Consider the following 23464-nt stretch of genomic DNA (forward strand, 5'->3'; position numbering starts at 1 on the left):
GAGCGCAAAAGCCAATTGATTTTACAATTTTACTTATAGATGGTTTCTATCGCTCTGCCTGTCTGCCGCACAGTCTCTCCCTCATCTGATCTGCCTGGCGGGCGTCAAAATAGGGGAGCGCGTGGGTCATGTCCCCTGCCCCCGCCAGAAGGTGGAGCGTGCCCTTGCATATGCCGCAGGCCCGGGCGATGAAATTCTGCTCCAGGGTCACGTGCTGTACGTTCGCGTACCGCACCGCCACCACCCTGCGCCCAAAGCAGCCTGAGGCGGCCTTGACAAATCCATCGCTCATGACAAGGCCGGATGTGAGATAGCGAAGAGCCAGGGAGGCCGGGCCGGACAGTGCGAGAAGGATGAGGCCGGACAGCGCCGCCGGGTGATACAGCTGCAGGTGCTCCGCCGGCACATAGGCCGGCAACCAGAGGAGAGCCAGCGCTCCCGCCGCTGCCACGCATACCTCATACAGGAGGAGGGGCCAGAGCCAGGCAGCCCAGGCGGAACGGGGCTGCCTTTGCACCTGCCGGGCCGCGATAGCAGCAAACTCCGGTAAAATGACCCGCAGCCTCTCACACACCTCCTTCTCCGAACCATAGAGGATGAGGAAGGAGTTCTTCTCCCCCTTGTCGTCCCCCATGCCCACATTGACGATCTCCGCCATGTATTTCCCCAGCAGGCGGGCGATCAGCGTCTGGCGCAGCTTCAGTGCCTGTATCATGTCCACGGGGATGGTGTACTCCACCTTCTTCAGCACGCCGTAGCGGATACAGATCCGGTCCCGCTGCCGCTTCACCCGGAAATCCAGATACCGCACAAAGTCCTTCACAATGTCCCACACAGCGGACAGGATGATGGCGATGGCTGCCAGGAAGCTCACCGCGGACCGGAGGAGGGAGTCCAGGGCGTTCTCCCCTTCCAGGGCCTCCGCTGCCATGACCACAGCGCCCACAAGGCCCAGGATCACGACCAGGATGGGCAGCACGCTCATGGAGCAGACGCCGTGTCGGATAATGTCCCCGGAGCCGGCCCGGAAATCATAGGTCTCCTCCCGGCTTTCCTGCGGCGCAGCTGCAGCATCTGCCTCCTCCCCCTCCCCTCTCAGAAGGGACTCCACCCTGGCCTTAAATGCCTCCGCCTTCGCCCTTTTCAGGACAATGGTCACATCTGTGCTGTTGGCTGTGGAGAGGCTCCCTGTGTCCATCTTGACCTTGCAGGTTCCCATGAGCATCTCAAAGAGGTTCTGCTCCAGGTTGATGTTGGAGATATTTTTGATGCCAATGACATGCTCCGAGCCGTTGATCGTATGCTTCTCAATGACAATGGCCTGGTCCTGGACGGAGATCCATGTCTTTGACCAGGTCCACCAGGTCTTTCCAATGCTGAAAAGCAGAAGGCCGAGACAGATGAGGAGACCCAGCAGGACCCGTCTGTCCGCCAGAAGGGAGCCGCTCACCTCCAGCAGCTCGTCCGCGTTCTGGATAAAGATGCCCGCCAGCACTGCCAGCAGGGCGTAGGTCCCAGTCCCCACCCGCTCCGCCACCACGGATACATGATTTCTGAACTTTTTATTCTCTTCCATGGTCCATCTCCCGCCTCTCTTCTCTCTGCTCTGCCGCGATCGCGTTGATCCGCTTCCTGAGAGTGTCCGCAATCCTCTCCGCCCGCTCCGTGTCCAGGAAGGCGATGGTCACGTCCCCTCCCGCTGTGGTGACGATCACCTTTGCCACCCCGAAGGCCCGGTCCAGGGGGCCGGTCCGCATCTCCAGCTTGTGAAGCCTCTCGATGGGCACGATATGCCGTTTCACGAAGAGGTATCCCTCCTGGATGTCGATGCACTCCTCATTGATGCCGTACCGGTAGCGGCAGAAGCGGAACCAGGGGCTGACGCACACATCCGCCAGGATAAAGAGGGCCGCCCCGAGGGAGATCCATTTCCCTATGACAATATCCTCCGGAAATACCCAGAAATAATCCACAGCCCCGATGACAGCCAGCAGGATGACCCCTGTGACCGCCCCCGCCGCGTACATGCAGCGCAGGGCATTTTTTGACAGCTTCTCGTATACCATTTTCCTTCCTCCCTCTGTATTGTTTTTGTTGCTTTATACTATCACAATAATACAGACAGGTCAATCCATTCTCATTTCTTAAAAAAAATGTTAGAATTATGAAGAAAAAAACTCATATCCATCTGCTATACTGCATTTGAAAACAAAAACGGAGGGGATTTTCGATGGAACAATACAGCATTTTAGTGGTGGACGACGACCGGGAGATCGTCCGCTCCCTGGGCAGGCTCCTGGAGCTGGAGGGCTACCGGGTGCTGACGGCCTTTAACGGCATGGAGGCCCTGGACCGGCTGGAGACTGACACGGTCCACCTGATCCTCCTGGACGTGATGATGCCGCAGCTCAACGGGCTCTCCGCCCTCATGCGCATCCGCCAGAAGCACAACATCCCTGTCATCATCCTGTCCGCCAAGACAGAGGAGAGCGACAAGGTCTCCGGCCTCACCATGGGGGCTGACGACTATGTGACAAAGCCCTACAACACGGCGGAGCTGATGGCCCGGGTGCGGTCCCAGCTGAGAAGGTATTTCTCTCTGGGCTCGGCGGCAGGGGATGGCAATGTCTCCGGCAATGTGCTGAAAAACGGCGGTCTCCTGCTGGACCGGAACGCAAAGCAGCTCACCGTGGACGGGGAGCCGGTCCGGCTGACAGCCACAGAGTACAAGATACTGGAGCTCCTCATGGAGCACCCGGGCTACGTCTTCTCGGCAGAGCAGATTTACAGCCGGGTGTGGCAGGAGGACGCCTACGCCGGCGAGAAGACGGTGATGGTCCACATACGCAGGATACGGGAGAAGATCGAGATCACTCCGAAAAACCCAAAATATTTAAAGGTGGTGTGGGGAATTGGCTACAAGATTGAAAAATATGATTAAATCCGCAGCAGAAAAACTAAAATCTGTCTCTGTCTGGGCGAAGACTGCCTTTGTGCTCTGGCTGCTGGGCGGCGCTGTGTCCGCCTTCGCGGCGTACAGGTTTATCTACCAGCACAATTTTTACATCAGGTGGTACAGCATCTCCTACTCGTCCCCCCTCTGGGCGACATACGCCCTGAGCCTTGGACTCCTGGCGGGAGCGGCGCTGGCCGCTTATCTCTACCTGCATTTTTTCCGCTCCAGAGCGGATGGCTGGAAAAAGCTGAAGGTGCGGGCCCTGGACCAGCTCAACGCTGAGCTCTTGCTGGCCGCGGCCATCCTCACAGGATTTCTTTGGGTGGGGGAGCTAAGGTCCGTGGTCTTTCAGTCCGAGTCCCTGGCAGGCTTTTTCGTCTTTTACGGTCTGGAGAGCCTGACACTTGGCTGCGCGCTCCTCTTCTTCCCCCTGGCCCTCCTCTTTCTCGGCTGCCTCATCCTGCTGATACGGCGCCGTCTCCTGGGCATATGGGGGGACACCTCCTGGATATGCAGGCTGTACCGGAGGTGGCAGAAGTCCACTCCCTTTGAGAAGCAGCTGCGCACAAAATATCTCCTGTCCTTCACCCTGATGGCAGGGGGCATCCTCCTTGGCATCGTGTGCTTCTATCTTCTCTCCACCTGGTATGGCGCAGACGAGCTGATCATCCTGGGTCTTATCAGCGAGTTCCTCACCTTTCTGGCAGCCGCATGGGCCTTAAACAACCGGCTCTACACAGATCTGGGGCAGCTCCTCGGGCAGATAGGGGCCATGGCAGGCGGGGACCTGTCTGTCCGCACCTCCCTGGATGCCAGGTCGGACCTGTATCCCGCCTCCTGCCAGCTGGGAGAGATAAGCGAAAGCCTGCAGACCATCCTGGATAAGCAAATGCGGGCGGAGCGGATGAAGATCGACCTTATCACCAATGTGTCCCACGACCTGAAGACCCCCCTGACCTCCATGATCGGGTACGTGGACCTCTTAAAGCAGGAGCCCTTGAGCGACGCAGCACAGGATTACGTGGAAGTGCTGTCCTCCCGGATGGAGAGCTTAAAGGACATGATACAGGACATCTTTGACCTGTCCAAGTCCACCAGCGGCACCGCGGAGCTCCACCTGGAGACGCTGGACATGAAAAAGCTACTGGAGCAGACGCTGGGGGACATGGAGGACGCCATAAAGAGCAGCGACATGGTCATCCGTGAGGCTATGCCTGAGATGCCCCTCAAGTTCACAGGGGACGGCAAAAAAATGTACCGGGTGCTCCAGAACCTGATCGGGAACGCCCTGAAATACTCCCTTGCCGGGACCCGCATCTACATCATCGCGGAGCGGCGGGCCTCCCAGGTCCAGGTCACCATCAAGAACACCGCTGCCTACGAGATGGATTTTACCTCGGAAGAAATTATGGAGCGGTTCGCCAGGGGAGATAAATCCAGGAACACGGAGGGACACGGCCTGGGCCTTGCCATAGCGGAGAGCTTTGTAAAGAACATGAAAGGCGGGCTGCAGGTCACCGTGGACGGCGACCAGTTCAAGGTACAGCTCACCTTTCCTGTCGTGGAGGAGACGAGGGTGATAGCGTAGCGGAGGCTATGGCCTTCGCTTCACCCTGCTCGCCCTACTGCTTCTCCCATCCTTCTTTTATCATCTTTCTGAGCTCCTCAAAGGACCGGAGTCCCCCGAGAGCGTCATAGGCCTCCACACAGCTTGCCCCTGTGGCCGCTGCCAGATGGAGGCTTTCTTCGATGGAGCACCCGTCAAGCTGCGCCTTCAGGAAAGCCGCAATGCTTGTGTCGCCTGCCCCTGTGCCGGAGAGCACCTTCGCAGGCTTGTAGCTCCTCTCAAAGATCTCCCTGCTGCCGTCCGTGTAGTACATGCCCGGCGCGCCGCACTTGATGAGAAGGCTCCTGGCCCCCATGGCAAGCACTTTCTGCGCCAGGGGCCGGATGTCCGCCTCCACGCCGATGACAGAGGTCACATCCGCCCCGGCCGCCCGGGTCATCCACTCCTCATAGCGGGGCCTGTCCGCCATGAAGCAGAGCTCCTCCACACTGGGCACAAAGTAGTCCACACAGGGGAGGACGCGGCGCAGGATCTTCTCCCAGTCCGCCCGTCCCGCATCCGAGTCGGGGTCCACGGCCGCCATGTCGAGGGAGGTGGTAAGTCCCAGCTCCTTCACCCTCCGGAAGATCTCCTCCAGCTGTGCTCCCTCCGCCTCGTACATGTGCCGCATGATGGGCGGGTAGCCGAAGTGGAAGTGGGACGCCCCCGCGATCCGGTCAAGATCCAGATCCTCCGCACGGAAGGTGTCGTTGGCCCCCGGGTTGTGGAGGAAGATCCGGTCCGTGCCCGGCGGCGCGATGACGATGGAGTAGGAGGTACCGCTGTCCTCTGAGACGATCATGCCCTCCTCTGCCCCGTATCTTTTCAGGCGGTCCAGGACGATCTGCCCGAACTCGTCGTCCCCCACCTTGCCCATCAGCTCCACGTCCGCGCCGAGCACCTTCAGCGCCAGCCCTGTGTTGGCCACGGCGCCGCCGGTGCTGATGTTCACATCCTTCATCTGGACCAGTTTCCCGGGGATCAGGACGCTGGAGAGAGGCTGGGCCTTCTCCGAGGAGAACACAGGGGTGATATCCAGGCAGATGTGCCCTGCCACAATGATCTTTCCCGCCATAGGCTCACCTACCCTCTTCCCGCGCTTCCGAAGACGCGCATCTTCTTCATGGTCTCCTGCTTCACAGCCTCGGTGATCTGGTTCTGGATATCCGTAAGGCCAAATCCCTCCTTATACCCGTCGTGGGCCGCCTTTGCGGCCGCGCAGTTGATGTCCGTGAAGATGTTGACCTTGCTGATGCCGTTTGCCACGCAGTTCCGGAAATCCTCATCCGTCAGGCCGCTGCCGCCGTGGAGCACCAGGGGGGCGGGGACGATCTGCGCGATCCGGGCCAGCCGGCTGATGTCCAGCTTCGGCTTCTCCTTGTAGGCGCCGTGGGCTGTGCCGATGGCCACCGCCAGGGCGTCCACGCCGGTGCGCTGCGCAAAGTCCAGCGCCTGCTCCGGCTCGGTGTAGATGCTGTCGTCGCCGGCGCCCTCGTCGTTGGCCCCCACATGTCCCAGCTCCGCCTCCACGGACACGCCCAGGAGGTGGGCCGTCTTCGTCATCTGAGCCACCCGGGCAATGTTGTTCTCATAGGTGTCTGTGGAGCAGTCGTACATGATGGAGGAAAAGCCAAGACGCAGGGCCTCCCCGATCTTCTCCTCCGTCAGGCCGTGGTCAAAGTGGAGCACCACCGGCACAGACGCCTTCCTGGCCATGGGCAGGAGGAAGTAAGAGAGCTCCTCCAGGCTGGCGTAGGGCAGGAGCACCTCCGCCGTGCCGATGATGACCGGGCTTTTCAGCTCCTCGGCCGCCGCAAGGACGCCCTTGGCCATCTCCAGGCTGACCGTGTTGAAAAGACCCACGCCGTATTTCTTCTCGCGGGCGTCTTTTAAAACTTCCCTTAATGTCACTAACATATCGTTTCCGCCCCCTGTCTACGCAAGTCCCATCAGCAGGTTCATGACATACATCTCCAGGGCCTCGAAGTCGCGGTTCTCCACGCATTTCTTCTGGAAGTCGTAGTCAAATCTCTCCACCTTCTCCTCCAGGGCCTTGAAGATGTTCAGGCTGTTCTCCAGGTGCTTGTAGCTGTCCTCGTCCTTTGTGGTGCGCATTGCCTTCACATCCAGGCCCACGTACTCGCCGTGGCTGCCGTAGCCGTTCTCCTTGAGCACTTTTACCTGGTTGAAGGCGGCCCGCAGGTTCTCCACGCCGAAGCTCTTGTCCTGGTCGTAGCGGATGCCGTTCTGGTCGTTGAGGTGCACGGTCATGAGCTTGCCCATGGCCATGGCGAACCCTATCTCGTGAGCCGGGTCAAGGCCTGCCAGGATGGCGTGGGCGCTCTCCAGGTTGCCGCCCACCCGGGAGGGATCGATGGTCGCGGCGGAGATGGCCATCACGTGTCCCATGGTGCCGCAGATGCTCCGGTCGATGGGCTCGTTTGGCTTGGGCTCGATGCAGACGCGGATCTTCGAGTCATACTCCAGCATCTTGTTGATGGCCTCGATGAGCATCTTCGTGGCCCACACAGGGGATTTGCTCTCCGCGCAGAGGGTGCCCTCCCTCGCCAGCCAGAGAACGATCATGTCCGTCCCCAGCTCGTTGGCGATGTCGATGGAGCGGTAAGCCCTCCACATGGCGTACTCCCTGTCCTCAGCGGAGGTGCTCATGAAGCCGCCGTCCATGGTGTGCTCGTCCATCCAGAGGCGGGGTGCCACGAACTCAGCCTTCAGGTTGTACTTGTCCAGCATCTTCTTCAGCTCTCTTGCCTTCTCCTTGATCTCCTCCTCTGTGTAGTCGTTGATGTTCGGCACCGCGTCGTCGTCGTGGAACTGCACGGCGGAGAAACCCAGCTCCGCGAATTTCTTAAATTTCTCCTCGATGGGAATGGTCTGTCTTGTAGCCGGGCCGTAGGAGTCTGCCCCCTCGTGCACGTTCCAGGGTCCTACGGAAAATTTGAATTTTGTCATTGTCTTTTTCGTCCTTTCTTTTTCATGATAAGGGCGTGTCTGTAGAAGGCACGCCCACTGTTCTTTTTGCGTTACGTTCTTCTTTCTAATCTGTATCTAATCTGTCTTCAGGGCGTCGTCAAAGGCCACGTCGGAGGGCGAAAAGTTGATCTGCTTCGTGAACTCGCAGGCCTCCGTGCCGCCGAAGACGCGCTCCATGCCGCTGTCCTCCCACTCGATGGACAGGGGGCCGTCGTAGCCGATCTGGTTCAGCACCCGGATGATGTTGTCAAAGTCTACATCCCCGTGTCCGGGAGAGACGAAATTCCAGCCTCTCCTCTGATCGCCGAAGGTGATGTGGGAGCCCAGGATGCCGTTGCGGCCGTTCAGGTTCAGCTTGGCGTCCTTGATATGTACATGGTACACGCGGTCCGCAAAGTCATAGAGGAACATAGCCGGGTCCAGGCCCTGCCAGATCAGGTGGCTGGGGTCAAAGTTGATGCCCAGGGTCGGCCTGTAGTCAAAGATCTCCAGCAACTTCTTCGTGCTCCAGTAGTCGTAGGCGATCTCCGTGGGGTGCACCTCCAGGGCCAGCTTCACGCCGCACTCGTCATAGACGTCCATGATGGGGGACCAGAGCTCCCTGATCCTCTGGTAGCCTGCCTCCACCTGCTCCTCGCTTGTCTGGGGGAAGGAGTACCACATCTTCCAGATGGGAGAACCCATGAAGAAGGTGACCGTGTCCACGCCCATGTTCTTCGCCGCCCGGGCCGCGTACTTCATCTGCTGTGTGCCCCAGGCGCGGATCTCCTCCGGCTTGCCGGCCAGGGCGGAGGGAGCGAAGTTGTCCAGCCTCGGGTCGTAAGCCCACTGCTCCGCGTCGCCCACGCACTGTCCCGGCAGGTGCATGCCGATGGCCCAGCAGCCCAGGTCATACTTCGCCAGCGTGTCTTTCAGCTCCTTCACATAGCTCTCGTCCTTTGCGGCCTTCTCCACGTCGATCTGTCCCCAGGACGCGATCTCCAGCCCCTCATATCCCATCTTCTGCGCAGTCTGGCACATCTCCTCCATCGGAAGGTCCGCCCACTGTCCTGTAAATATCGTTACCGGTCTTGCCATATCGTTTCTCTCCTTTCACGTCCGGGTCTACAGTTCCACCCAGATATTTCCCTTCTCATTGCTCTCCAGGCACGCCTCCACGTACCGAAGGCCGTTCACGCCGTCCTCCACCGTCGGGTAGTCGATCATATCTTCTGTAAAGCTGCCTGCCTTCTTCGCGGCCACGCACTCTGTAAAGCTGTCGTACAGGTTGCCCATGGCCTCGATCCAGCCCTCTGTGTGGCCTGCCGGAAGGCGTCCGTACTTCGCGGCTCCCGGCGTCACAGTCCCGTAGCCCCGCTTGATGGTGCGGGCGATGCCGTCCTCCCCGATCAGGGTCATCTCCTCCGGGTTCTCCTGGAACCAGAGGATCGTCCCCCTGGACCCGTAGATGCGCACCCGCAGGCTGTTGTCGCAGCCGATGGCGAACTGGGAGGTCCAGTTCACCCCTGTGGCGCCGCCCTCGTACTCCACCAGGATCTGGTCGTTGTCGTCCAGCTTTCTGCCCGGCACGACCACGTCCATCTTGGCCAGGACTCTCTTGATCTTCAGGCCTGTCATGGTCGCCACCGCGTTCTCCACATGGGTACCCAGATCACCCAGGCAGTTCACTCTGCCGGAACGGGCGGGATCGCATCTCCACTCGCCCTGCTTGCCGCCCCAGTCGTTCTCATTGTAGAGCCATCCCTGGGGATACTCGGCCATGACGGTGCGGACAGTGCCGATCTCTCCCGCCTTGATGAGATCCCGGATGTACTTGGCCGTCACGTGGCCCATGTAGGTGTAGGTCACCATGAAGAGAAGGCCCTTCTCCTCTGCCAGGTCCGCCAGCTCCCGGGCCTGGGCGCTGTCTGTGGCCAGGGGCTTGTCGCAGGCCACATGGATGCCCGCCTCCAGGAAGGCTTTGCAGATCTCGTAGTGGGTGGCGTTCGGCGTCACCACGACCACAAAGTCAATGCCGTCCTCCCTCTGGCTCTCCGCCGCTGCCATCTCCTTATAGTCCGCGTAGCATCTTGCCGGCTCCAGGCCCAGCGCCTCGCCCTGCGCCTTCGTCTTCTCCGGGCTTCTGGAGAAGCATCCCGCCACAAGCTTGGCGGAGCTGTCCACTGCGATCGCTTTCCTGTGGGCGTCCCCGATAAACGCGCCGGGGCCTCCGCCCACCATACCGTAGGTTAATGTACTGCTCATGCTGTCAACCTCCTTTTTCATTCTGTCTTCACTATAGGACAACCGGCGCGTCCCGGCCCTGACAAGTTCAGGTTCAGACTATGACAAATTAGCTTTTTTATTTACAGGCTCCCGTCTGTCTTATATACTGGAAACGAGGTGAAACTGCGATGAGAGATGAATTTGAAATGATTTCCCACGAGGCGGGAAACTATAAAATGTTTGTTGTCAACATGCTGTACCGGACGCCCCACGTGCACAAGGACTTTGAGGTCTGCCTCCTGCTGGACGGGAGCCTCTCCCTCCTGTCCAGGGGGCGCACATTCACTTATAAAAAAGGGGACATGTGGGTGGTCAACCCCTTCGAGAGCCATGAGCTGGCGGCCTCCCGGCCGGCCCTCATCCTCTCCCTGCAGATCTCCCCCTCCTTTTTCGCGCCCGTATTCCCGCAGATGGAAAATCTGGAGTTTTCCCTGGAACCCCCGGCGGATCCCCGGGCGCTTCGCTCCTCCCTCCTGGAGATCGCGTCCGCCTACTTCCAAAAAGAGGGGGAGGACGCTCCCCTGCGGCTTGCCGGTCTTATTTTCCTTTTCTTCGACCGGCTCCTGTCCTCCATCCCCCATGTCCGCCTGCCGGAGAAGGAGCGGCAGATGACCGCCACCAAGGCGCGCCGGATCCGGATCATCAGCGACTACATCGACGCGCACTATTCGGAGAAACTGCTCCTCACGGACATTGCGGGCGAGCTGGGGCTGACCATGAGCTGGCTGTCCCACTTCTTCAAGGACGCCTTCGGCATGTCCTTCCAGGCCTACCTGATGAAGATCCGGTGCGAAAAAGCCCGCCAGCTTCTCCTGCTGACGGACTTCACGCTTCTGGATATCAGCATCGCCTGCGGCTTCTCTGACATCAAATATTTAAATAAAGGGTTTGCGCGGCAGTTCGGCTGCTCGCCGCGGCAGTACCGGCTGCACTTTGAGAGCGAGGATCTGGCCCTGCAGCAGCGGTCCATGCTCTCCACCCAGGAGGTGCTCTCAGCCTCCACGAGCCGGATCATACTGGAGGGCTATCTGGAATAACCTTACTTCTTCACCTGTTCCAGGGCAGCCAGGATCGTCTTCATCCCGCTTTTCTGGTCGATGCCTCTGGTTGTGAGCGTATTGTTGACAAGAGACAGCTTCAGCTTAACGCCCTCCGCCTTCAGTTTGATGATCCTCTGGGACGGCATCAGTCCATGTCCGATCTTCAGCTCCCGGATCTGGTCAAAGGGCAGACAGACTTTCCCGTAGATATGGGAGATGTCAAAGGTCTCCAGGATCGCGATCACCAGCGATCTCTCCGTGACGCCCACATAGCAGTACACATTGCTCAGGGCTCCCAAAGCCAGGATCTCCACCGCGCCTCCCATGATCGTCCCCCAGGCTTTTCCCGTGTAGGTCTCCCCTTCCGGACGGATCTCCTCAAGCATCCGGTCCATATCAGCCGCATTCATCAGCAGTGCCATAACCATTCCTCCCTTCCAAGAACTGAAATTCCCTGTTTCTGCTTTTATCTTAGCGCATGCCGGGACGATGGTTCCACCGCATCTGTGGTACATTTGTGTTAATTCCATGTAAAATGATCTACCCTTCCCTCCGGCACCAGCTCACTCCCGCCAGCACCGCAAGGAGGATACACTCCGCTGCCGCCGCCCCCAGCATCAGGTACGGGAGCCAGATGGCCGCGTTTTCCAGATAGGCAAAGCCCGTGTCCATGGCCGCGTAGGTAAAGCTGTTCATGAGCCCCACGCCGCCGGAGGGCAGCAGGCAGCGGACCCAGTTCCCTATATTTCCACCAAGGATCATGTACACCACCATGGGCAGGATGAGGAAGGCGAAGGCAGCGATGCTGGCTGAGGCCACTGTCTTCATTCTTCCCGACAGGAAGAGGGTGAAGGCGGCCGTAGCCAGCAGAGAGAGAAAGCCCGCCGCCCCGATGAGCAGCTCCATCTGTCCCACAGTCAGGGGCAGGAACACAGACACCGACACCAGAAGCTGCAGGGAGGTATCAAGCCCCCGGAAGTCAAAGGATGCGTTGAGGAGCAGAAGGAACAGGGCCATGCAGACCACATACAGGACGCCCGCAAGGAGGAGTCCCGCAAGGATCCGGCTCACGGCCAGACGCCCCCGCCCGTCCCTGGCGCACCGCAGGATCTGGTCCGCCCTGGTCTGGCAGTCGCTGGCAAAGACCGGCACCAGGATAAAGGTGCAGATCAGCACCAGCAGGAACACATAGATGCCCACGTACTCGATGGCATTGGCCGTCAGGCCGGGCTCGTAGATAAAGGGCATCTCCGCCTGGTCGTAAAGGGCCAGCGCCTGCCGGACGGCGCTGTTCGTGCGGGCACTCTGCCCTCCGCCCTCCAGATAGATGAGATCCTTTATGTGCTGCCTGCACTGGTCGTAAAAACCTGTCACCTGCTCCTCTGTCAGGTCGTCCCGCCCGGGGGCTATGCCTGTATCCGGGTCCGCCCATGCCTCACATATCCGGTTCAGGATCCCGCTCACATTGGATACATTTTCACAGTAATCGCTGGCCGTCACCCGCTCGTCGTAGATGCCGTCGGGCAGTCCGCCCTCATAGTTTGCAGTGAAATCCTTCCATCGCTGAACCGATGCCAGCAGCTTCTCTTCCGTAATCTCCCCCTGGAACTGTCCCTGGTTCTTCGCCTCTCTGTCAAGAGCCTCCCGGCCCTTCACTGTCACTTCCTGACCGCTTTCGTCCCGGTAGGTCCATGTCTCAAAGGAGACCGGGAAATACGCCAGAACCGGCGCCAACAGAATGGCTGTCAGCATCAGGATGAGGACCGACCTGGTCTTCAGAAGCCTTTTGATCTCCGCTGTAAATACTCTCATCTCACGCACCTTCCTTTCCGCCTGTATGCTCCTGTGGAAAGAGCCAGAGGTACAGATCCTCCAGCCGGGGCTCCTTTGGCCGGGAGTCCGGAACCGCGGGCGCGTCCGCCAGATACCGGATGGACACGGCCCCTCTCTCCTCGTTCCGGATGCTCACCACCCGGACCTTCTGCTCGTATCTGTGGAGATCCCGCTCCTCGATCAGGGCGGACCACACCTTCCCCTCCATCTCCCAGAGCAGCTCGTCCGTAGTCCCCTGGGCGATGATCCGCCCCTCCTTCATAACCGCATTCCTAGAAGCAATGTACTCCACGTCGGACACAATGTGGGTGGAGATCAGCACGATCCGGTCTGCGGCAAACTCGGACAGAAGGTTACGGAAACGCACTCTCTCCCCCGGATCCAGACCGCTGGTGGGTTCATCCAGGATCAGCACCTCCGGGTCATTAAGAAGAGCCTGGGCAATGCCCACCCTGCGCTTCATGCCGCCGGAAAGCTTTGTGATCTTCTTGCGCCTCACATCCGCCAGGGAAAAAGTCTCCAGCAACCTGTCGATCTTCCCTTTTGCATCCTTCCTTGAAAGCCCTTTTAAAGCCGCCACATAGTCCAGGTAATCATACACAGTAAACTCCGGGTAGAACCCGAACTCCTGGGGCAGATACCCGAAAATATCCCTGTACCCTTTCCCCAGCACATCTATGGGAACGCCGTCGTATTTCACCGTTCCTTCTGTAGGCGTCATAAGCCCTGCCGCCATACGCATGAGGGTTGTCTTGCCGGCGCCGTTGGCTCCCAGCAGTCCCCACACCCCCGGTGTGATAGTCAGGCTGGCGTGATCCACGGCCCGTTTATCTTTAAATTGTTTAGTCAGATTTTCTATACATAACTCCATCTTTCCATCTCCTTTCTGCCCTGCTTCCATATCTGGAATGCCCAGAGAAGCAGTGCTGCCCCGCACAGAAGCCATCCTCCATCTGCAAACGCCAGGAAATCCCCGGGGCTTCCGGCCGCTCTGCTGACATATCTCCACACAAGTGCAAACACAGCGAACCCGGCCGCCAGTCCTGCGCTGCACCAGGGAGTAAACCTCCCTTTCGTCCTGTCAAGAAGGAAGAGCATGCAGTTCCAGGCCAGAAGAAAGGGGAGGAACAGCCAGGCCGCCAGCGCTTCCAGGTTAACCTGCCAGAGCGTCCCTGCTGCCGCAGCCACGGCCAGTTCCATAATAAGCGCGCTGCTTCCTGCGATCAGAAGCCGGGCTGCCCTAAGCCGGGACGGCTGACAGCCTGCTGCCTCCACCTCCGCCATCTTCCATCTGACAGCTCTGTCAAAGAAGGGAACGCAGCTCCAGGCCGACAGGATCCCTGCCCCGCACAGAAGCACCGGGATCCTCCGGTACAGGAACATAAGGAAATAGGGATCCGTAAGGCTTCCTCTGTCGCCGGTCTGCTCAAAGGCGGAGACAATAAGAAGCAGCAGAAGGATCTGCCAGATCCAGATCTGTTTTCCTGTATATCTGACCTGCCGGAGCACAAAGGCCGGAAAGCGCATTTTGTTTCTCCGGGGCGCTGCCGCCTTGTACGCGTTCTGCGCGAGGGCAGCGGTCATTGCCCTGTGTCTTTCGTCCGGCCGGATGGCTTCTTTCTCCTGCTGTGCCAGACATCTCAGCTTTTCATTCACCTGGCTCCTCTTCATGGTTCCTCTCTCCTTTCCAGTTCCTGCTTTAAAAGGTTCAGCGCTTTTCTGAGTCTGGACTGCACAGTCCGCATGGGAAGTCCTGTCACCCTGGCGATCTCACGCAGCTTCAGCTCCTGGGAAAATCTCAGGATGACGATCTCACGCAGCTCCTCCGGAAGGAGCTCCACAAGCCTTCGAAAATCCTCCCTGTCCTCCTCTTCCTTCAGCCCTTTCTCCTCAAAGGGAACCTGCTTAGGCATAGGCTCCCATGTTTTCTTTCTGCAGATATCGATACATACATTTGCAGCCACTTTGTAGAGGAAAGCCCGGAAGTTTCCCCTGTGGGTGTAGCCGTCAAAATAGCGGAACACCCGCAGAAACGTCTCCTGCACAGCGTCCTGTGCCAGAGACCGGTCCGGCACATGGAACAGACAGTATCTGAGTATATCGCCGTAGTAGAGCTCTGCCAGCTCCCCCGCCGCAGCCGGGTCGCCTTTGTTCAGTTTTTCAAAAATTTCATCTTCCTGCGTCAAGTCTGTCCCCCCTGACCTGTGTGCCATCCTGGTCCTTTTAAGCAGCTGCCTATATGTTATAACGCTGCGGGGCTGTAAAAGGATTACGATTTTTAAAATATTTTAAAAAGGCCGCGCACATGCAGCCTTTTCTCTTTCATCTGATTTTATCTGATATCTTTTGTCCTGTATCTGATCCACCCAGCCAGGATACCTGCCCCTCCATAGCAAAGACCCAGCAGGATCAGCGTCCCATCCAGGATGCACTCCGGCAAGATCTTTGCGGCGTCTGCGTAGGCGTAGGGTGTGATATACTTGACCGTCTCCGCCTTTTCCGTGATATTTCCCAGAAGCCCCAGGAAATACAGAAAAGCCGCCACGCCGATGCCGGCGCTGATGCTCCCTCTTCTTAAGAAAGCTGAAATCCCCAGGCAGATGCCTCCGATCTCCAGCTGCATAAGAACCTGGGCCAGATGAAACAGGCACAGCCCTTCCCAGTCCGGGCTCTCGCCAATCCAGCGGATGGAGATCCAGGCCAGCAGAATGACCACCAGGTTCATCAGAAAGATCTGGACTGCCATGGCTGCTGCCTTCTGCCAGAACACAGATGTGCGCGTCACCGGGTGGGTGAGGAGAAAGTCTGCCGTGTGGTCTTTTTCTTCTTTTGCCAGAAGACCTGTTCCCAGGATAGCGGCGTAGAAGATCCCGCCGATCCCCAGCATGCTTCCCGCGTAAATACCGTAAAACCCGGTGATATCACCGTAGTTCAGCCGGTCCATCCCAAAGGCAGCCCCAAAACCGCCCATATCACTCATGGCATCCACCATGTCCCCCAGCTCCTTTTTCAGCTCCGGGAACAGGAAGACGCACAGCATGATGGTCCCGCCGATGATAAGCCCCCAGATCAGTGTGGATCGCAGAGACCTTTTCAGTTCATGTCCAAATATGTTCATCCCTTTTCCTCCTTACTGCCGCCCCTCTTTACCTGGCAGCCTTCCCCTCTGCATAAAAATGAAGAAATGTCTCTTCCAGATCCGGTTCCGTGATAGTAAGATCCGTCACAGGAAGCGGGGCCAGCGCCTCCAGAAGCCGCTTTGCCTCTCCTCTGTATAAAAATGTGACGCCATCCTCCAGCACACGCAGGTCTGTCAGCGGCAGCCCCGGAACACCCGAAATGCCCCGCACAGTCACCCGCTTTGCCGCTGAGCCGCAGATATGCTCCATGGTATCCTCCATGACAATGCCTCCGTCCCGGATCACTGCCGCCCGGTGGCAGTATTTTTCCACCTCCCCCAGGACATGGGAGGATAGGAAGATGGTCGCCCCCTTCTCATTCTTCTCTTTAAGGAGCCTGAAAAATTCCCGCTGCATCAGAGGGTCCAGTCCGCTGGTAGGCTCATCCAGCACGTAGAGATCCGCGCCATGCTGCAAAGCACACACAATGCTCACTTTTTTGCGGTTTCCAAGGGACAGCTCGTCCACTTTTTTCTTTACATCCAGCTTCAGCCTCTCGCAGAGCTGTCCTCTCTCCTCCCGGCAGTCCTTCCTGTAAAAATCCGCCGAGAATTTCAGAACGTCCGACACTTTCATACCGCTGTAAAAGAAAGCCTCTGACGGCATGTAGCCGATCCTGGAGAGCATCTCCTTTTTCTCACGCTCTGTCTCCGGCCTCTCCCCAAAGATCTCCACCGTCCCACCATCCTCCTTAAGCAGTCCCAGCATGGTGCGGATGGTTGTGCTCTTCCCTGCCCCGTTGGGGCCGATAAATCCGTAAATCTCCTGCCGGTTTACAGACAGGGTGAGATGTTCTACTCCTTTATGCTTCCCGTAATATTTTGTAAGATCACGGATGTCTATGACCTTTTCCATGTATCATTCCTCCTCATACTGCTTTCTCAAGTCTCCGGCTGATCTTTCAGATAGAAGACCCGGAAACGCCCTGCGGCGAAAACATAGCTTTTCTTCTTTTCTCTATGTCTTCTCCCCGCAGGGCGTCCTGCATGTCTACTTCCGTGATGTATCCTGCAGCTCCTTAAGCTGCTGTTTTAACCGGTCGATCTCCTGATCCCGCTTATCCAGTTCTGAATTCTTTTCATTCAGTATCGTATCTTTATCCGAAAGCTCCCGCTTCATCCCATCGATCTCTTCCTGCATCTCATCGATCATATACTGGACTGTATTACGGTCCAGCTCCCTCAGCTCCTTTGAGAACATCTCCATCACCTTCTCCACGTTGCGGCACAGCTCGTAGATCTCTTCGTACAGCGCCCTAAATTCCGGGTAAGACTCCAGAAGCACTTCCATCTCACCAGGATCATCTGTACTGAAAAACAAAAGCCATGCTTCCAGCTTGTTTCTGATACCTTTATTCTGCACAATTCCAAGAAATATGTCAAGTGCGATAAAGCAGTATTCCTGGAGAAGATTGACTGCAAGCCCTGTGTCGGAACTCTGGGAAAAATGGTGGATATAGTCATCCGGGAAATTTTGAAATTCGCCAGGGCTCTTCTCATATAAAACAACGGTGTACACCTTCTGTATATCCCGGTAGCTGAAGCCTTTTCCCCGCTCGCCTCTTACTCTCTTATACTGCCGCAGGAGAAGATCCGCGGAATAACAGGCGCTTCTTTGTCCTGGAAAACGGTAGCCCATCTTCTGCACTTCTACATTGGCTATACTGTGATCCTCCATCTCCACCACAATGTCCATCACCACCAGGGAGCTCTCGTCCGCGATCCTGGCAGAGTCGTTGGGGATAACCTTCAAAATTTTCACCTGCTGCCCCAGCACAAGTGACAGAAATTCCTCCAGTCTCTGCTCTTCGCTCCATCCCAGATACACGTCAGAGAGCCTCTCATCCTCAAAAATCACTTCCAGCATCTCTCTGCGCGTGCGTATCATGGGAAAATACTTCTGTAAAATACCAGCCATCCATTTCCCTCCATACTTTTCTTCTGTGCTTCATTTTCAGTTCCATTCATTTACGGGTACAGTTTCCGATGTGGAAATTCCGAAAATGAGAAAGCCTCTGGGGCTTTTAGATCGTCTCCCTTCCAGGAGAGCTGTTCTGGCAGAAGACATCCGCCGATGTAATATATAAGATAACATAAAAATCGGGAGATAACAACCATTTTGGTAAAATCGCTGTCATCTCCCGGATTGTCCGTGCTTTTTATCCTGCTTTCTGTTTCCTTCTCTTAATCACCTTCAGCCTTGTGAATTCTTCCCTCTCCTTCTCCTCCAGTGCGTTGGTGATATCATGCACAAGGGTGGTGTACATGGGAATGGTGATATTCTGAAGAGCATTGGCCCTCTTCTGGGTCTTCTTGATATTGCTGGCAAGACGGTAGGCTGCATTCTCCACCATGGAAAGCTTCACCGTCAGATCTTTTACCCTCCGGAAAGCCTCCACTGCCCGGTCTACCGACTCCCTTGTAGTGCTAAAGGCGTAAGTAGGCACCGGCGTCTGAGGCGTGTATTTAACGTGAGGGATCTCTGTCCCCATGATACTTCTCGTCTGGATCACAATGGAGTCCTCGATAGGCACTGTGTAGGCGATCTGGGAGACCAGACTGATCCCGTTCTCGATATTGGCTTTCTGCAGACACTGATAGGCATACGTGAACGTGCTGTCAATCTCCTCCTGGATGCTGCGGGCCTGGTCGATCAGATCCATCAGTTCCCGGATGAGAATGTTGCGCTTTTTATCCATGAGCTCATAGCCCTGCCGGGCAAGAGCCAGGGAATTTTTTGCCAGCATTAAATTTCCTTTTGTCGGAAATGTGCGGGGATCCATGAAATTCCTCCCTTCCTGGTTTATAGATGCGGCCTTAGCATGCATAATGACCTTACAATACTGCCAGGTACAGCAATGCCAGCCGCAGGGGCGGTACTGTCGCCAGGTACAGCAATGCCAGCCAGGGGAACGCCCTCCAGCCGTTCCCTCGGCTGATGGCGTGCGCCATATGCAAGGCACTGGAAAACGTGCGGACAAATAAATTTGTCCTCCCCTTTTCCCGCACCTTGCGCATTGCTTGACTGCTGTCACATATTTGCGATGGACCCGGGGCTGGCGCTTGTGGTGACGCCTTCATCCCGCTTTGTGGGATGATAGTATTTGTCCAGTATCTTTGTATCCACACGGTCCAGCTCCTCTTTCGGGAGACGGCCTAAAAGTTCCCATCCAAGGTTCAGTGTCTCCTCGATGGTCCGGTTTTCCTCGTGCCCCTGGCCGATGTACTTCTCTTCAAATTCTTTTCCAAAGGCCAGATACTCCTTGTCAATGGGGGACAGCTCATCCTCGCCGATGACAGAGGCCAGGTTGCGGGCATCTCCTACTTTTGCGTAGGCGGAAAAGAGCTGGTTCGCCAGATCCTGGTGGTCCTCCCTTGTAAAGCCTGCTCCGATGCCGTCTTTCATAAGACGGGACAGTGAGGGCAGCACACTGATGGGCGGATAGATGGACTGGCCGTTTAAGTTCCGGTCCAGCACAATCTGCCCCTCTGTGATGTAGCCGGTCAGATCCGGGATAGGATGGGTAATATCATCGTTTGGCATGGTCAGGATAGGGATCTGGGTCACAGATCCGTTCACTCCCTGTACAATCCCCGCCCGCTCGTATATGGAGGCAAGCTCGCTGTACAGATAGCCGGGATACCCTTTTCTGCTGGGGATCTCTCCCTTGGAGGAGGAGACCTCACGCATGGCCTCTGCAAAGGAGGTCATATCCGTCAGTATGACAAGGATGTGCATATTCTGCTCAAAGGCCAGGTACTCGGCCACGGTGAGCGCCACCTTTGGCGTGATGAGACGCTCCACCACCGGGTCGTTGGCAAGATTGAGGAACATGGCCACGTGGTCCGCCACGCCGCTCTCCTCAAAGGTCCTGCGGAAGAAATCCGCCACATCATGTTTTACGCCCATGGCGGCAAACACGATGGCAAATTCTTCGTCAGAGTCCTCCCCCAGAGAGGCCTGCTTCACGATCTGCGCCGCAAGCTGGTCGTGGGGAAGACCGTTGCCGGAAAAAATAGGCAGCTTCTGTCCCCGGATCAGAGTGGTCAGCCCATCGATGGCGGAAATGCCGGTGCGGATATAGTTCCTCGGGTACTCTCTTTTTACCGGGTTGAGGGGCAGGCCGTTTACATCCCGCTTCAGTTTTGAGACAATGGGCCCCAGATCGTCAACGGGCTGCCCGATGCCATTGAAGGTACGTCCCAGCATGTCTTTTGACAGGGCGATCTCCATGGGATGGCCGGTGAGGCGGGTATGGGTGTTTTTAAGGGACATATTCTCCGATCCCTCAAACACCTGGATTACTGCCTTGTCCTCGTACAATTCAATGATGCGGCCGATGCGCCGCTCATTTCCATTTATGACAAACTCCACGATCTCGTCAAAGAAGGCGTCCTGCAGTCCCTCCAGCGCGATCAGAGGGCCGTTGATACTGCTAAGTCCAAGATATTCTATTGGCATACTTCTCTCCTCCCTCTTCTACGCATTTTTCTCCAGCACACGCTGATAGAAACTGTCGATGTCACGTTTATACTGTGCAAACATTTCCAGTCGGTCATTGGGTACATCGTACTTGATGGCAATGACCCGCTCAAAGATATTTTCTGACTTCAGCACAGACATGGGATGTCCCATAGTCACAAGGGCTCTTGCCTGCTTGTAAAGATACAGGATCGTGTCCATCATGAGGAACTGCTTTTCCATGGACACGCAGGTGTCATCCTTGTGGAATGCGTTCTGCTGCAGGAAGCCCAGACGGATGACCCGGGCAATCTCCAGGATCAGTTTCTGATCGTCCGGCAGCACATCGCTTCCGATGAGCTTCACGATCTCCATAAGACTGCTCTCCTGGTTGAGAAGAGCCATGATCCTGTTCCTGTAGTCAATAAATTTGGGCGACACATTGTCCTGGTACCAGGGGGCCAGGTCTGTCAGATACTCACTGTAGCTGGACAGCCAGTGGATAGCCGGGAAATGCCGGGCGTAGGCCAGGCTCTTGTCCAGTCCCCAGAAACACCTTACGAAACGCTTTGTATTCTGTGTCACAGGCTCGGAGAAATCGCCTCCCTGGGGAGACACAGCGCCGATAATGCTGACCGATCCGTCTGTGCCGTTTAAGTTGTGCATCATGCCCGCTCTCTCGTAGAAGGCAGAGAGGCGGGACGCCAGATAGGCCGGGAAACCTTCCTCGGCCGGCATCTCCTCCAGACGTCCGGAGAGCTCACGCAGAGCTTCCGCCCACCTGGATGTGGAGTCCGCCATGATAGCCACATCATATCCCATATCCCGGTAGTATTCCGCCAGGGTAAGACCTGTGTAAATGCTGGCCTCACGGGCAGCCACCGGCATATTGGATGTGTTGGCAATGAGGGTGGTCCGGTCCATCAGAGGATTGCCGGTCCTTGGGTCCGTCAGTTCCCCGAACTCTTCCAGAACCTGGGTCATCTCATTTCCACGCTCACCGCAGCCGATGTATATGATAATATCCGCGTTGGACCACTTGGCGATCTGATGCTGGGTCATGGTCTTCCCTGTCCCGAAACCGCCGGGAATGGCAGCCGTGCCTCCCTTGGCGATAGGAAACATGGTATCTATGATCCGCTGGCCGGTGACAAGAGGCTCCGAAGCCGCAAATCTCTGGCTCACAGGCCGGGCCTTCCGGATGGGCCACTTCTGGGCCATGGGGATCTGCGTCTCTTTACCGTTTCCGCTGCGCAGCGCGATCAATGGTTCCTCTATCGTGTAGCTGCCGTCACTGACAACCGACACAACAGTCCCCTCCAGATCCGGGGGCACCATGCACTTGTGGACAATGGCCCTTGTCTCCGGCACCTCCGCAAAAATATCCCCGCCGTGGAGATAGTCTCCTTCTTTTACTGTTATGTGGGTATCCCACTTTTTCTCCCTGTCCAGGAAATCCACAGCCGCTCCTTTTGTGATAAAGGCGCCGCCGCTCTCCGCGATCTTCTCCAGAGGTCTCTCGATCCCGTCAAATATATTGTTCAGAATACCGGGAGCCAGAGTGACGGACACAGCTCCCCCGGATGCGGTGACCTCCTCACCCGGCCGCAGGCCTCCTGTCTCCTCATACACCTGGACGGTGGTCTGGTCCTTGTCAAGGGCGATCACTTCCCCCACAAGCCTTTCCCGGCCTACATAGACCATCTCCGACATGGAAAAGCCCGTGTTTCCCTTCAGATAAATGACCGGTCCGTTGATGCCGTATATTTTTCCTGTCTTAACCAATGTCATCACCTCCCGAGAATATAAACTGGTCATACTCATTTTCAAGGGATGCCTTAAAGGAGTGGTCGATGAGAATATTTCTTCCACGGAGCACAGCCCGCACTCCTCCCATGAAGTCCTCTGCACTGACGGTCAGGACAGCTCCTGTCTTCTCCTCCAGTTTCTCCTTTTTGTCCCTGTCGGAAGGATTGATATAAATGGTCATCTCCTCCCCGGAGGCAAACTCCAGAGCGCTCTCGATACACTTTACCAAAAAGGCATCATAGTCCGGCGTCTTCATGAAATCCCGGACAAGATCCGCCACCTCCGCAAAAAGTTTGTTTTTCAGCTCCTGCTGCACTTTCCCCTGCTGCCTTTTCAGATCCAGCTGGGCTTTTGCCATGGCCTGGTTCTTCTGCTGCCTGGCATTGGTAGACTCCGCCCGCACCCGCGTCTGGGACTGACGGACAGCCTCCTTCTTATGATCTTCAAACACTTTCTCAAGGGCGGTCTTGTAGGCGCTGATGATCTCGTTTCCCTCCGCCCTTGCCTCCTCCATGGAGATTGACTGTATATGAGCGATTTTTTCTTCTAATGTCAAGAGGTATCCCTCCTTTATTTATAGTTTCAGCCCGATGGCTTCCGTAATGTAGGAAGTGATAAAGTCCTTGCTCCGGCCGGTTCCGTGCCTGTCGGGTATCTCCACGAGCAGGGGCATCTTCCGCTCCAGGCGAAACTGATCGATCATGTCCGGGAACTCCCGCCCCAGCTTCTCCGTAAGGAGTACTATGCCCACTGTCTTGTCCTGCAGCGCGTCCTGGAGGGCCTGGTACAGCTCCTCCCTCTCGTGCACCACCACGCCGTCCACGCCGGCAAGACGCATACCCGTGTAGGTATCCACATTATCACTGATGAGATACATTTTCATACTACAGCTGCCCCAGGATCATGAAGGAGATGATCAGCCCATACAGGCAGACACCTTCCGCAAGACCTACGAAGATCAGCGACTTGCCAAGCACGCTGGAGTCTTCGCTGATGGCTCCAAGAGCTGCGCTGGCAGCGCTGGCAACGGCGATACCGCCGCCGATACAGGATAAACCGGTAACCAGTGCGGCTGCGATATAGCCAAGTCCTGTGGCGTTGGACGCTGCCGCCTCAGCGGCGGCGTCCGCAGCCTGCACGTCTGCTCCCTGGAACATCATGATGCTGCCGATGATACAGGCGCCAAAGAAGAAAAATATATTGACTGCAAGGGCCGCCTTATAGCGCCCTTTCTTTTTCTCCCCCAGAAGATAGTACCCGAAGGGGATGATGATACTTAAGATCAGTGCTGCAATGAGAATGAGTCTGGATGCAAGAGTCATAA

Annotated in this window: 24 protein-coding genes; 3 read left to right on the top strand and 21 right to left on the bottom strand. The window is 56.9% G+C overall.

From position 1 onward, the window contains the following. Nucleotides 1–46: 46 nt before the first annotated feature. Together INF30_RS04905 and INF30_RS04910 are read right to left on the bottom strand one after the other, a co-directional pair. A complete protein-coding gene (locus tag INF30_RS04905; RefSeq protein WP_226394399.1) occupies nucleotides 47–1576 on the bottom strand; it encodes a PH domain-containing protein in 1530 nt (509 codons plus the stop codon). Further along, on the bottom strand, nucleotides 1563–2066 hold the full coding sequence (locus INF30_RS04910) for a PH domain-containing protein (protein ID WP_226394400.1): 504 nt from the start codon (nucleotides 2064–2066) through the stop codon (nucleotides 1563–1565). Before INF30_RS04910 ends, INF30_RS04905 begins: the two co-directional genes overlap by 14 nt. A 164-nt stretch (nucleotides 2067–2230) precedes the next feature. On the opposite strand from INF30_RS04910, the gene INF30_RS04915 reads away from it, so the two are divergent. Together INF30_RS04915 and INF30_RS04920 are read left to right on the top strand one after the other, a co-directional pair. After that, a complete protein-coding gene (locus INF30_RS04915; protein ID WP_226394401.1) occupies nucleotides 2231–2941 on the top strand; it encodes a response regulator transcription factor in 711 nt (236 codons plus the stop codon). Continuing rightward, nucleotides 2913–4544, top strand: coding sequence for a sensor histidine kinase (locus INF30_RS04920; RefSeq protein ID WP_226394402.1), 1632 nt, complete (start codon nucleotides 2913–2915; stop codon nucleotides 4542–4544). The genes INF30_RS04915 and INF30_RS04920 overlap by 29 nt, the downstream gene beginning before the upstream one ends. A gap of 34 nt (nucleotides 4545–4578) precedes the next feature. On the opposite strand, the gene INF30_RS04925 is transcribed toward INF30_RS04920, so the two are convergent. The 5 genes from INF30_RS04925 to INF30_RS04945 form a co-directional block, all read right to left on the bottom strand. Continuing rightward, nucleotides 4579–5637: a carbohydrate kinase family protein gene (locus tag INF30_RS04925; RefSeq protein WP_226394403.1), complete on the bottom strand. Its 1059-nt coding sequence runs from the start codon at nucleotides 5635–5637 to the stop codon at nucleotides 4579–4581. Between the two features lie 8 nt (nucleotides 5638–5645). After that, complete coding sequence (locus INF30_RS04930) at nucleotides 5646–6479, bottom strand: class II fructose-bisphosphate aldolase (RefSeq protein WP_226394404.1); 834 nt, start codon at nucleotides 6477–6479, stop codon at nucleotides 5646–5648. An 18-nt stretch (nucleotides 6480–6497) separates the two neighbouring features. Continuing rightward, complete coding sequence (locus tag INF30_RS04935) at nucleotides 6498–7532, bottom strand: TIM barrel protein (protein WP_226394405.1); 1035 nt, start codon at nucleotides 7530–7532, stop codon at nucleotides 6498–6500. Between the two features lie 96 nt (nucleotides 7533–7628). Beyond that, nucleotides 7629–8630, bottom strand: coding sequence for a sugar phosphate isomerase/epimerase family protein (locus INF30_RS04940; protein WP_226394406.1), 1002 nt, complete (start codon nucleotides 8628–8630; stop codon nucleotides 7629–7631). Nucleotides 8631–8657: 27 nt separating this feature from the next. Continuing rightward, nucleotides 8658–9797 (bottom strand): Gfo/Idh/MocA family protein, encoded by a 1140-nt coding sequence (locus tag INF30_RS04945; protein ID WP_226394407.1) that lies wholly within the window; start codon nucleotides 9795–9797, stop codon nucleotides 8658–8660. 149 nt (nucleotides 9798–9946) lie between these two features. On the opposite strand from INF30_RS04945, the gene INF30_RS04950 reads away from it, so the two are divergent. Then, nucleotides 9947–10855 carry a helix-turn-helix transcriptional regulator gene (locus INF30_RS04950; protein WP_226394408.1) on the top strand — a complete coding sequence of 303 codons (909 nt, stop codon included), beginning with the start codon at nucleotides 9947–9949 and terminating at the stop codon, nucleotides 10853–10855. Nucleotides 10856–10857: 2 nt separating this feature from the next. Here INF30_RS04950 and INF30_RS04955 read toward each other — a convergent pair whose 3' ends face one another. The 14 genes from INF30_RS04955 to INF30_RS05020 all read right to left on the bottom strand — a co-directional run bounded on the left by INF30_RS04955 (nucleotide 10858) and on the right by INF30_RS05020 (nucleotide 23462). Then, a complete protein-coding gene (locus INF30_RS04955) occupies nucleotides 10858–11280 on the bottom strand; it encodes a hypothetical protein (RefSeq protein WP_226394409.1) in 423 nt (140 codons plus the stop codon). 118 nt (nucleotides 11281–11398) lie between these two features. Next, nucleotides 11399–12670, bottom strand: a complete 1272-nt coding sequence (locus INF30_RS04960; protein ID WP_226394410.1) for an ABC transporter permease — start codon at nucleotides 12668–12670, stop codon at nucleotides 11399–11401. A 1-nt stretch (nucleotide 12671) separates the two neighbouring features. Next, nucleotides 12672–13562 (bottom strand): ABC transporter ATP-binding protein, encoded by an 891-nt coding sequence (locus INF30_RS04965; protein WP_226394411.1) that lies wholly within the window; start codon nucleotides 13560–13562, stop codon nucleotides 12672–12674. Continuing rightward, nucleotides 13547–14362 carry a hypothetical protein gene (locus INF30_RS04970; protein WP_226394412.1) on the bottom strand — a complete coding sequence of 272 codons (816 nt, stop codon included), beginning with the start codon at nucleotides 14360–14362 and terminating at the stop codon, nucleotides 13547–13549. Before INF30_RS04970 ends, INF30_RS04965 begins: the two co-directional genes overlap by 16 nt. Further along, the gene (locus INF30_RS04975) at nucleotides 14359–14877 is read right to left on the bottom strand and encodes an RNA polymerase sigma factor (RefSeq protein WP_226394413.1); all 519 of its coding nucleotides are present in this window, start codon (nucleotides 14875–14877) and stop codon (nucleotides 14359–14361) included. The genes INF30_RS04970 and INF30_RS04975 overlap by 4 nt, the downstream gene beginning before the upstream one ends. A gap of 146 nt (nucleotides 14878–15023) precedes the next feature. After that, nucleotides 15024–15809 (bottom strand): ABC transporter permease subunit, encoded by a 786-nt coding sequence (locus INF30_RS04980; RefSeq protein WP_087174827.1) that lies wholly within the window; start codon nucleotides 15807–15809, stop codon nucleotides 15024–15026. A 28-nt stretch (nucleotides 15810–15837) separates the two neighbouring features. After that, nucleotides 15838–16725 (bottom strand): ABC transporter ATP-binding protein, encoded by an 888-nt coding sequence (locus INF30_RS04985; protein ID WP_087174826.1) that lies wholly within the window; start codon nucleotides 16723–16725, stop codon nucleotides 15838–15840. Between the two features lie 135 nt (nucleotides 16726–16860). After that, nucleotides 16861–17787 (bottom strand): PD-(D/E)XK nuclease family transposase, encoded by a 927-nt coding sequence (locus INF30_RS04990; RefSeq protein ID WP_226394414.1) that lies wholly within the window; start codon nucleotides 17785–17787, stop codon nucleotides 16861–16863. A 241-nt stretch (nucleotides 17788–18028) separates the two neighbouring features. After that, complete coding sequence (locus tag INF30_RS04995; protein WP_076780457.1) at nucleotides 18029–18652, bottom strand: V-type ATP synthase subunit D; 624 nt, start codon at nucleotides 18650–18652, stop codon at nucleotides 18029–18031. A gap of 248 nt (nucleotides 18653–18900) precedes the next feature. Beyond that, a complete protein-coding gene (locus INF30_RS05000) occupies nucleotides 18901–20331 on the bottom strand; it encodes a V-type ATP synthase subunit B (protein WP_226394415.1) in 1431 nt (476 codons plus the stop codon). Nucleotides 20332–20349: 18 nt separating this feature from the next. Next, nucleotides 20350–22116, bottom strand: coding sequence for a V-type ATP synthase subunit A (locus tag INF30_RS05005; protein WP_076780453.1), 1767 nt, complete (start codon nucleotides 22114–22116; stop codon nucleotides 20350–20352). After that, nucleotides 22109–22696 (bottom strand): V-type ATP synthase subunit E, encoded by a 588-nt coding sequence (locus tag INF30_RS05010; protein ID WP_226394416.1) that lies wholly within the window; start codon nucleotides 22694–22696, stop codon nucleotides 22109–22111. The genes INF30_RS05005 and INF30_RS05010 overlap by 8 nt, the downstream gene beginning before the upstream one ends. Nucleotides 22697–22714: 18 nt before the next feature. Next, the gene (locus INF30_RS05015) at nucleotides 22715–23023 is read right to left on the bottom strand and encodes a V-type ATP synthase subunit F (protein WP_076780452.1); all 309 of its coding nucleotides are present in this window, start codon (nucleotides 23021–23023) and stop codon (nucleotides 22715–22717) included. 1 nt (nucleotide 23024) lies between these two features. After that, nucleotides 23025–23462, bottom strand: a complete 438-nt coding sequence (locus INF30_RS05020; protein ID WP_076780450.1) for an ATP synthase subunit C — start codon at nucleotides 23460–23462, stop codon at nucleotides 23025–23027. Between the last annotated feature and the right edge of the window lie 2 nt (nucleotides 23463–23464).

It is taken from the genome of Claveliimonas monacensis (genome assembly GCF_014982975.1).
In the GTDB taxonomy this organism is placed as follows: domain Bacteria; phylum Bacillota; class Clostridia; order Lachnospirales; family Lachnospiraceae; genus Claveliimonas; species Claveliimonas monacensis.

Excerpts from the sequence above, each read along its gene's own strand:
- INF30_RS04930 (WP_226394404.1), bottom strand. The coding sequence starts at position 6,479 with ATGTTAGTGACATTAAGGGAAGTTTTAAAAGACGCCCGCGAGAAGAAA.
- INF30_RS04995 (WP_076780457.1), bottom strand. The coding sequence starts at position 18,652 with ATGGATCCCCGCACATTTCCGACAAAAGGAAATTTAATGCTGGCAAAA.
- INF30_RS05020 (WP_076780450.1), bottom strand. The coding sequence starts at position 23,462 with ATGACTCTTGCATCCAGACTCATTCTCATTGCAGCACTGATCTTAAGT.
- INF30_RS05015 (WP_076780452.1), bottom strand. The coding sequence starts at position 23,023 with ATGAAAATGTATCTCATCAGTGATAATGTGGATACCTACACGGGTATG.
- INF30_RS04965 (WP_226394411.1), bottom strand. The coding sequence starts at position 13,562 with ATGGAGTTATGTATAGAAAATCTGACTAAACAATTTAAAGATAAACGG.
- INF30_RS04980 (WP_087174827.1), bottom strand. The coding sequence starts at position 15,809 with ATGAACATATTTGGACATGAACTGAAAAGGTCTCTGCGATCCACACTG.
- INF30_RS05000 (WP_226394415.1), bottom strand. The coding sequence starts at position 20,331 with ATGCCAATAGAATATCTTGGACTTAGCAGTATCAACGGCCCTCTGATC.
- INF30_RS04990 (WP_226394414.1), bottom strand. The coding sequence starts at position 17,787 with ATGGCTGGTATTTTACAGAAGTATTTTCCCATGATACGCACGCGCAGA.
- INF30_RS04945 (WP_226394407.1), bottom strand. The coding sequence starts at position 9,797 with ATGAGCAGTACATTAACCTACGGTATGGTGGGCGGAGGCCCCGGCGCG.
- INF30_RS04985 (WP_087174826.1), bottom strand. The coding sequence starts at position 16,725 with ATGGAAAAGGTCATAGACATCCGTGATCTTACAAAATATTACGGGAAG.
- INF30_RS04955 (WP_226394409.1), bottom strand. The coding sequence starts at position 11,280 with ATGGCACTGCTGATGAATGCGGCTGATATGGACCGGATGCTTGAGGAG.
- INF30_RS04935 (WP_226394405.1), bottom strand. The coding sequence starts at position 7,532 with ATGACAAAATTCAAATTTTCCGTAGGACCCTGGAACGTGCACGAGGGG.
- INF30_RS04950 (WP_226394408.1), top strand. The coding sequence starts at position 9,947 with ATGAGAGATGAATTTGAAATGATTTCCCACGAGGCGGGAAACTATAAA.
- INF30_RS04960 (WP_226394410.1), bottom strand. The coding sequence starts at position 12,670 with ATGAGAGTATTTACAGCGGAGATCAAAAGGCTTCTGAAGACCAGGTCG.
- INF30_RS04925 (WP_226394403.1), bottom strand. The coding sequence starts at position 5,637 with ATGGCGGGAAAGATCATTGTGGCAGGGCACATCTGCCTGGATATCACC.
- INF30_RS04915 (WP_226394401.1), top strand. The coding sequence starts at position 2,231 with ATGGAACAATACAGCATTTTAGTGGTGGACGACGACCGGGAGATCGTC.
- INF30_RS04970 (WP_226394412.1), bottom strand. The coding sequence starts at position 14,362 with ATGAAGAGGAGCCAGGTGAATGAAAAGCTGAGATGTCTGGCACAGCAG.
- INF30_RS04905 (WP_226394399.1), bottom strand. The coding sequence starts at position 1,576 with ATGGAAGAGAATAAAAAGTTCAGAAATCATGTATCCGTGGTGGCGGAG.
- INF30_RS04910 (WP_226394400.1), bottom strand. The coding sequence starts at position 2,066 with ATGGTATACGAGAAGCTGTCAAAAAATGCCCTGCGCTGCATGTACGCG.
- INF30_RS04940 (WP_226394406.1), bottom strand. The coding sequence starts at position 8,630 with ATGGCAAGACCGGTAACGATATTTACAGGACAGTGGGCGGACCTTCCG.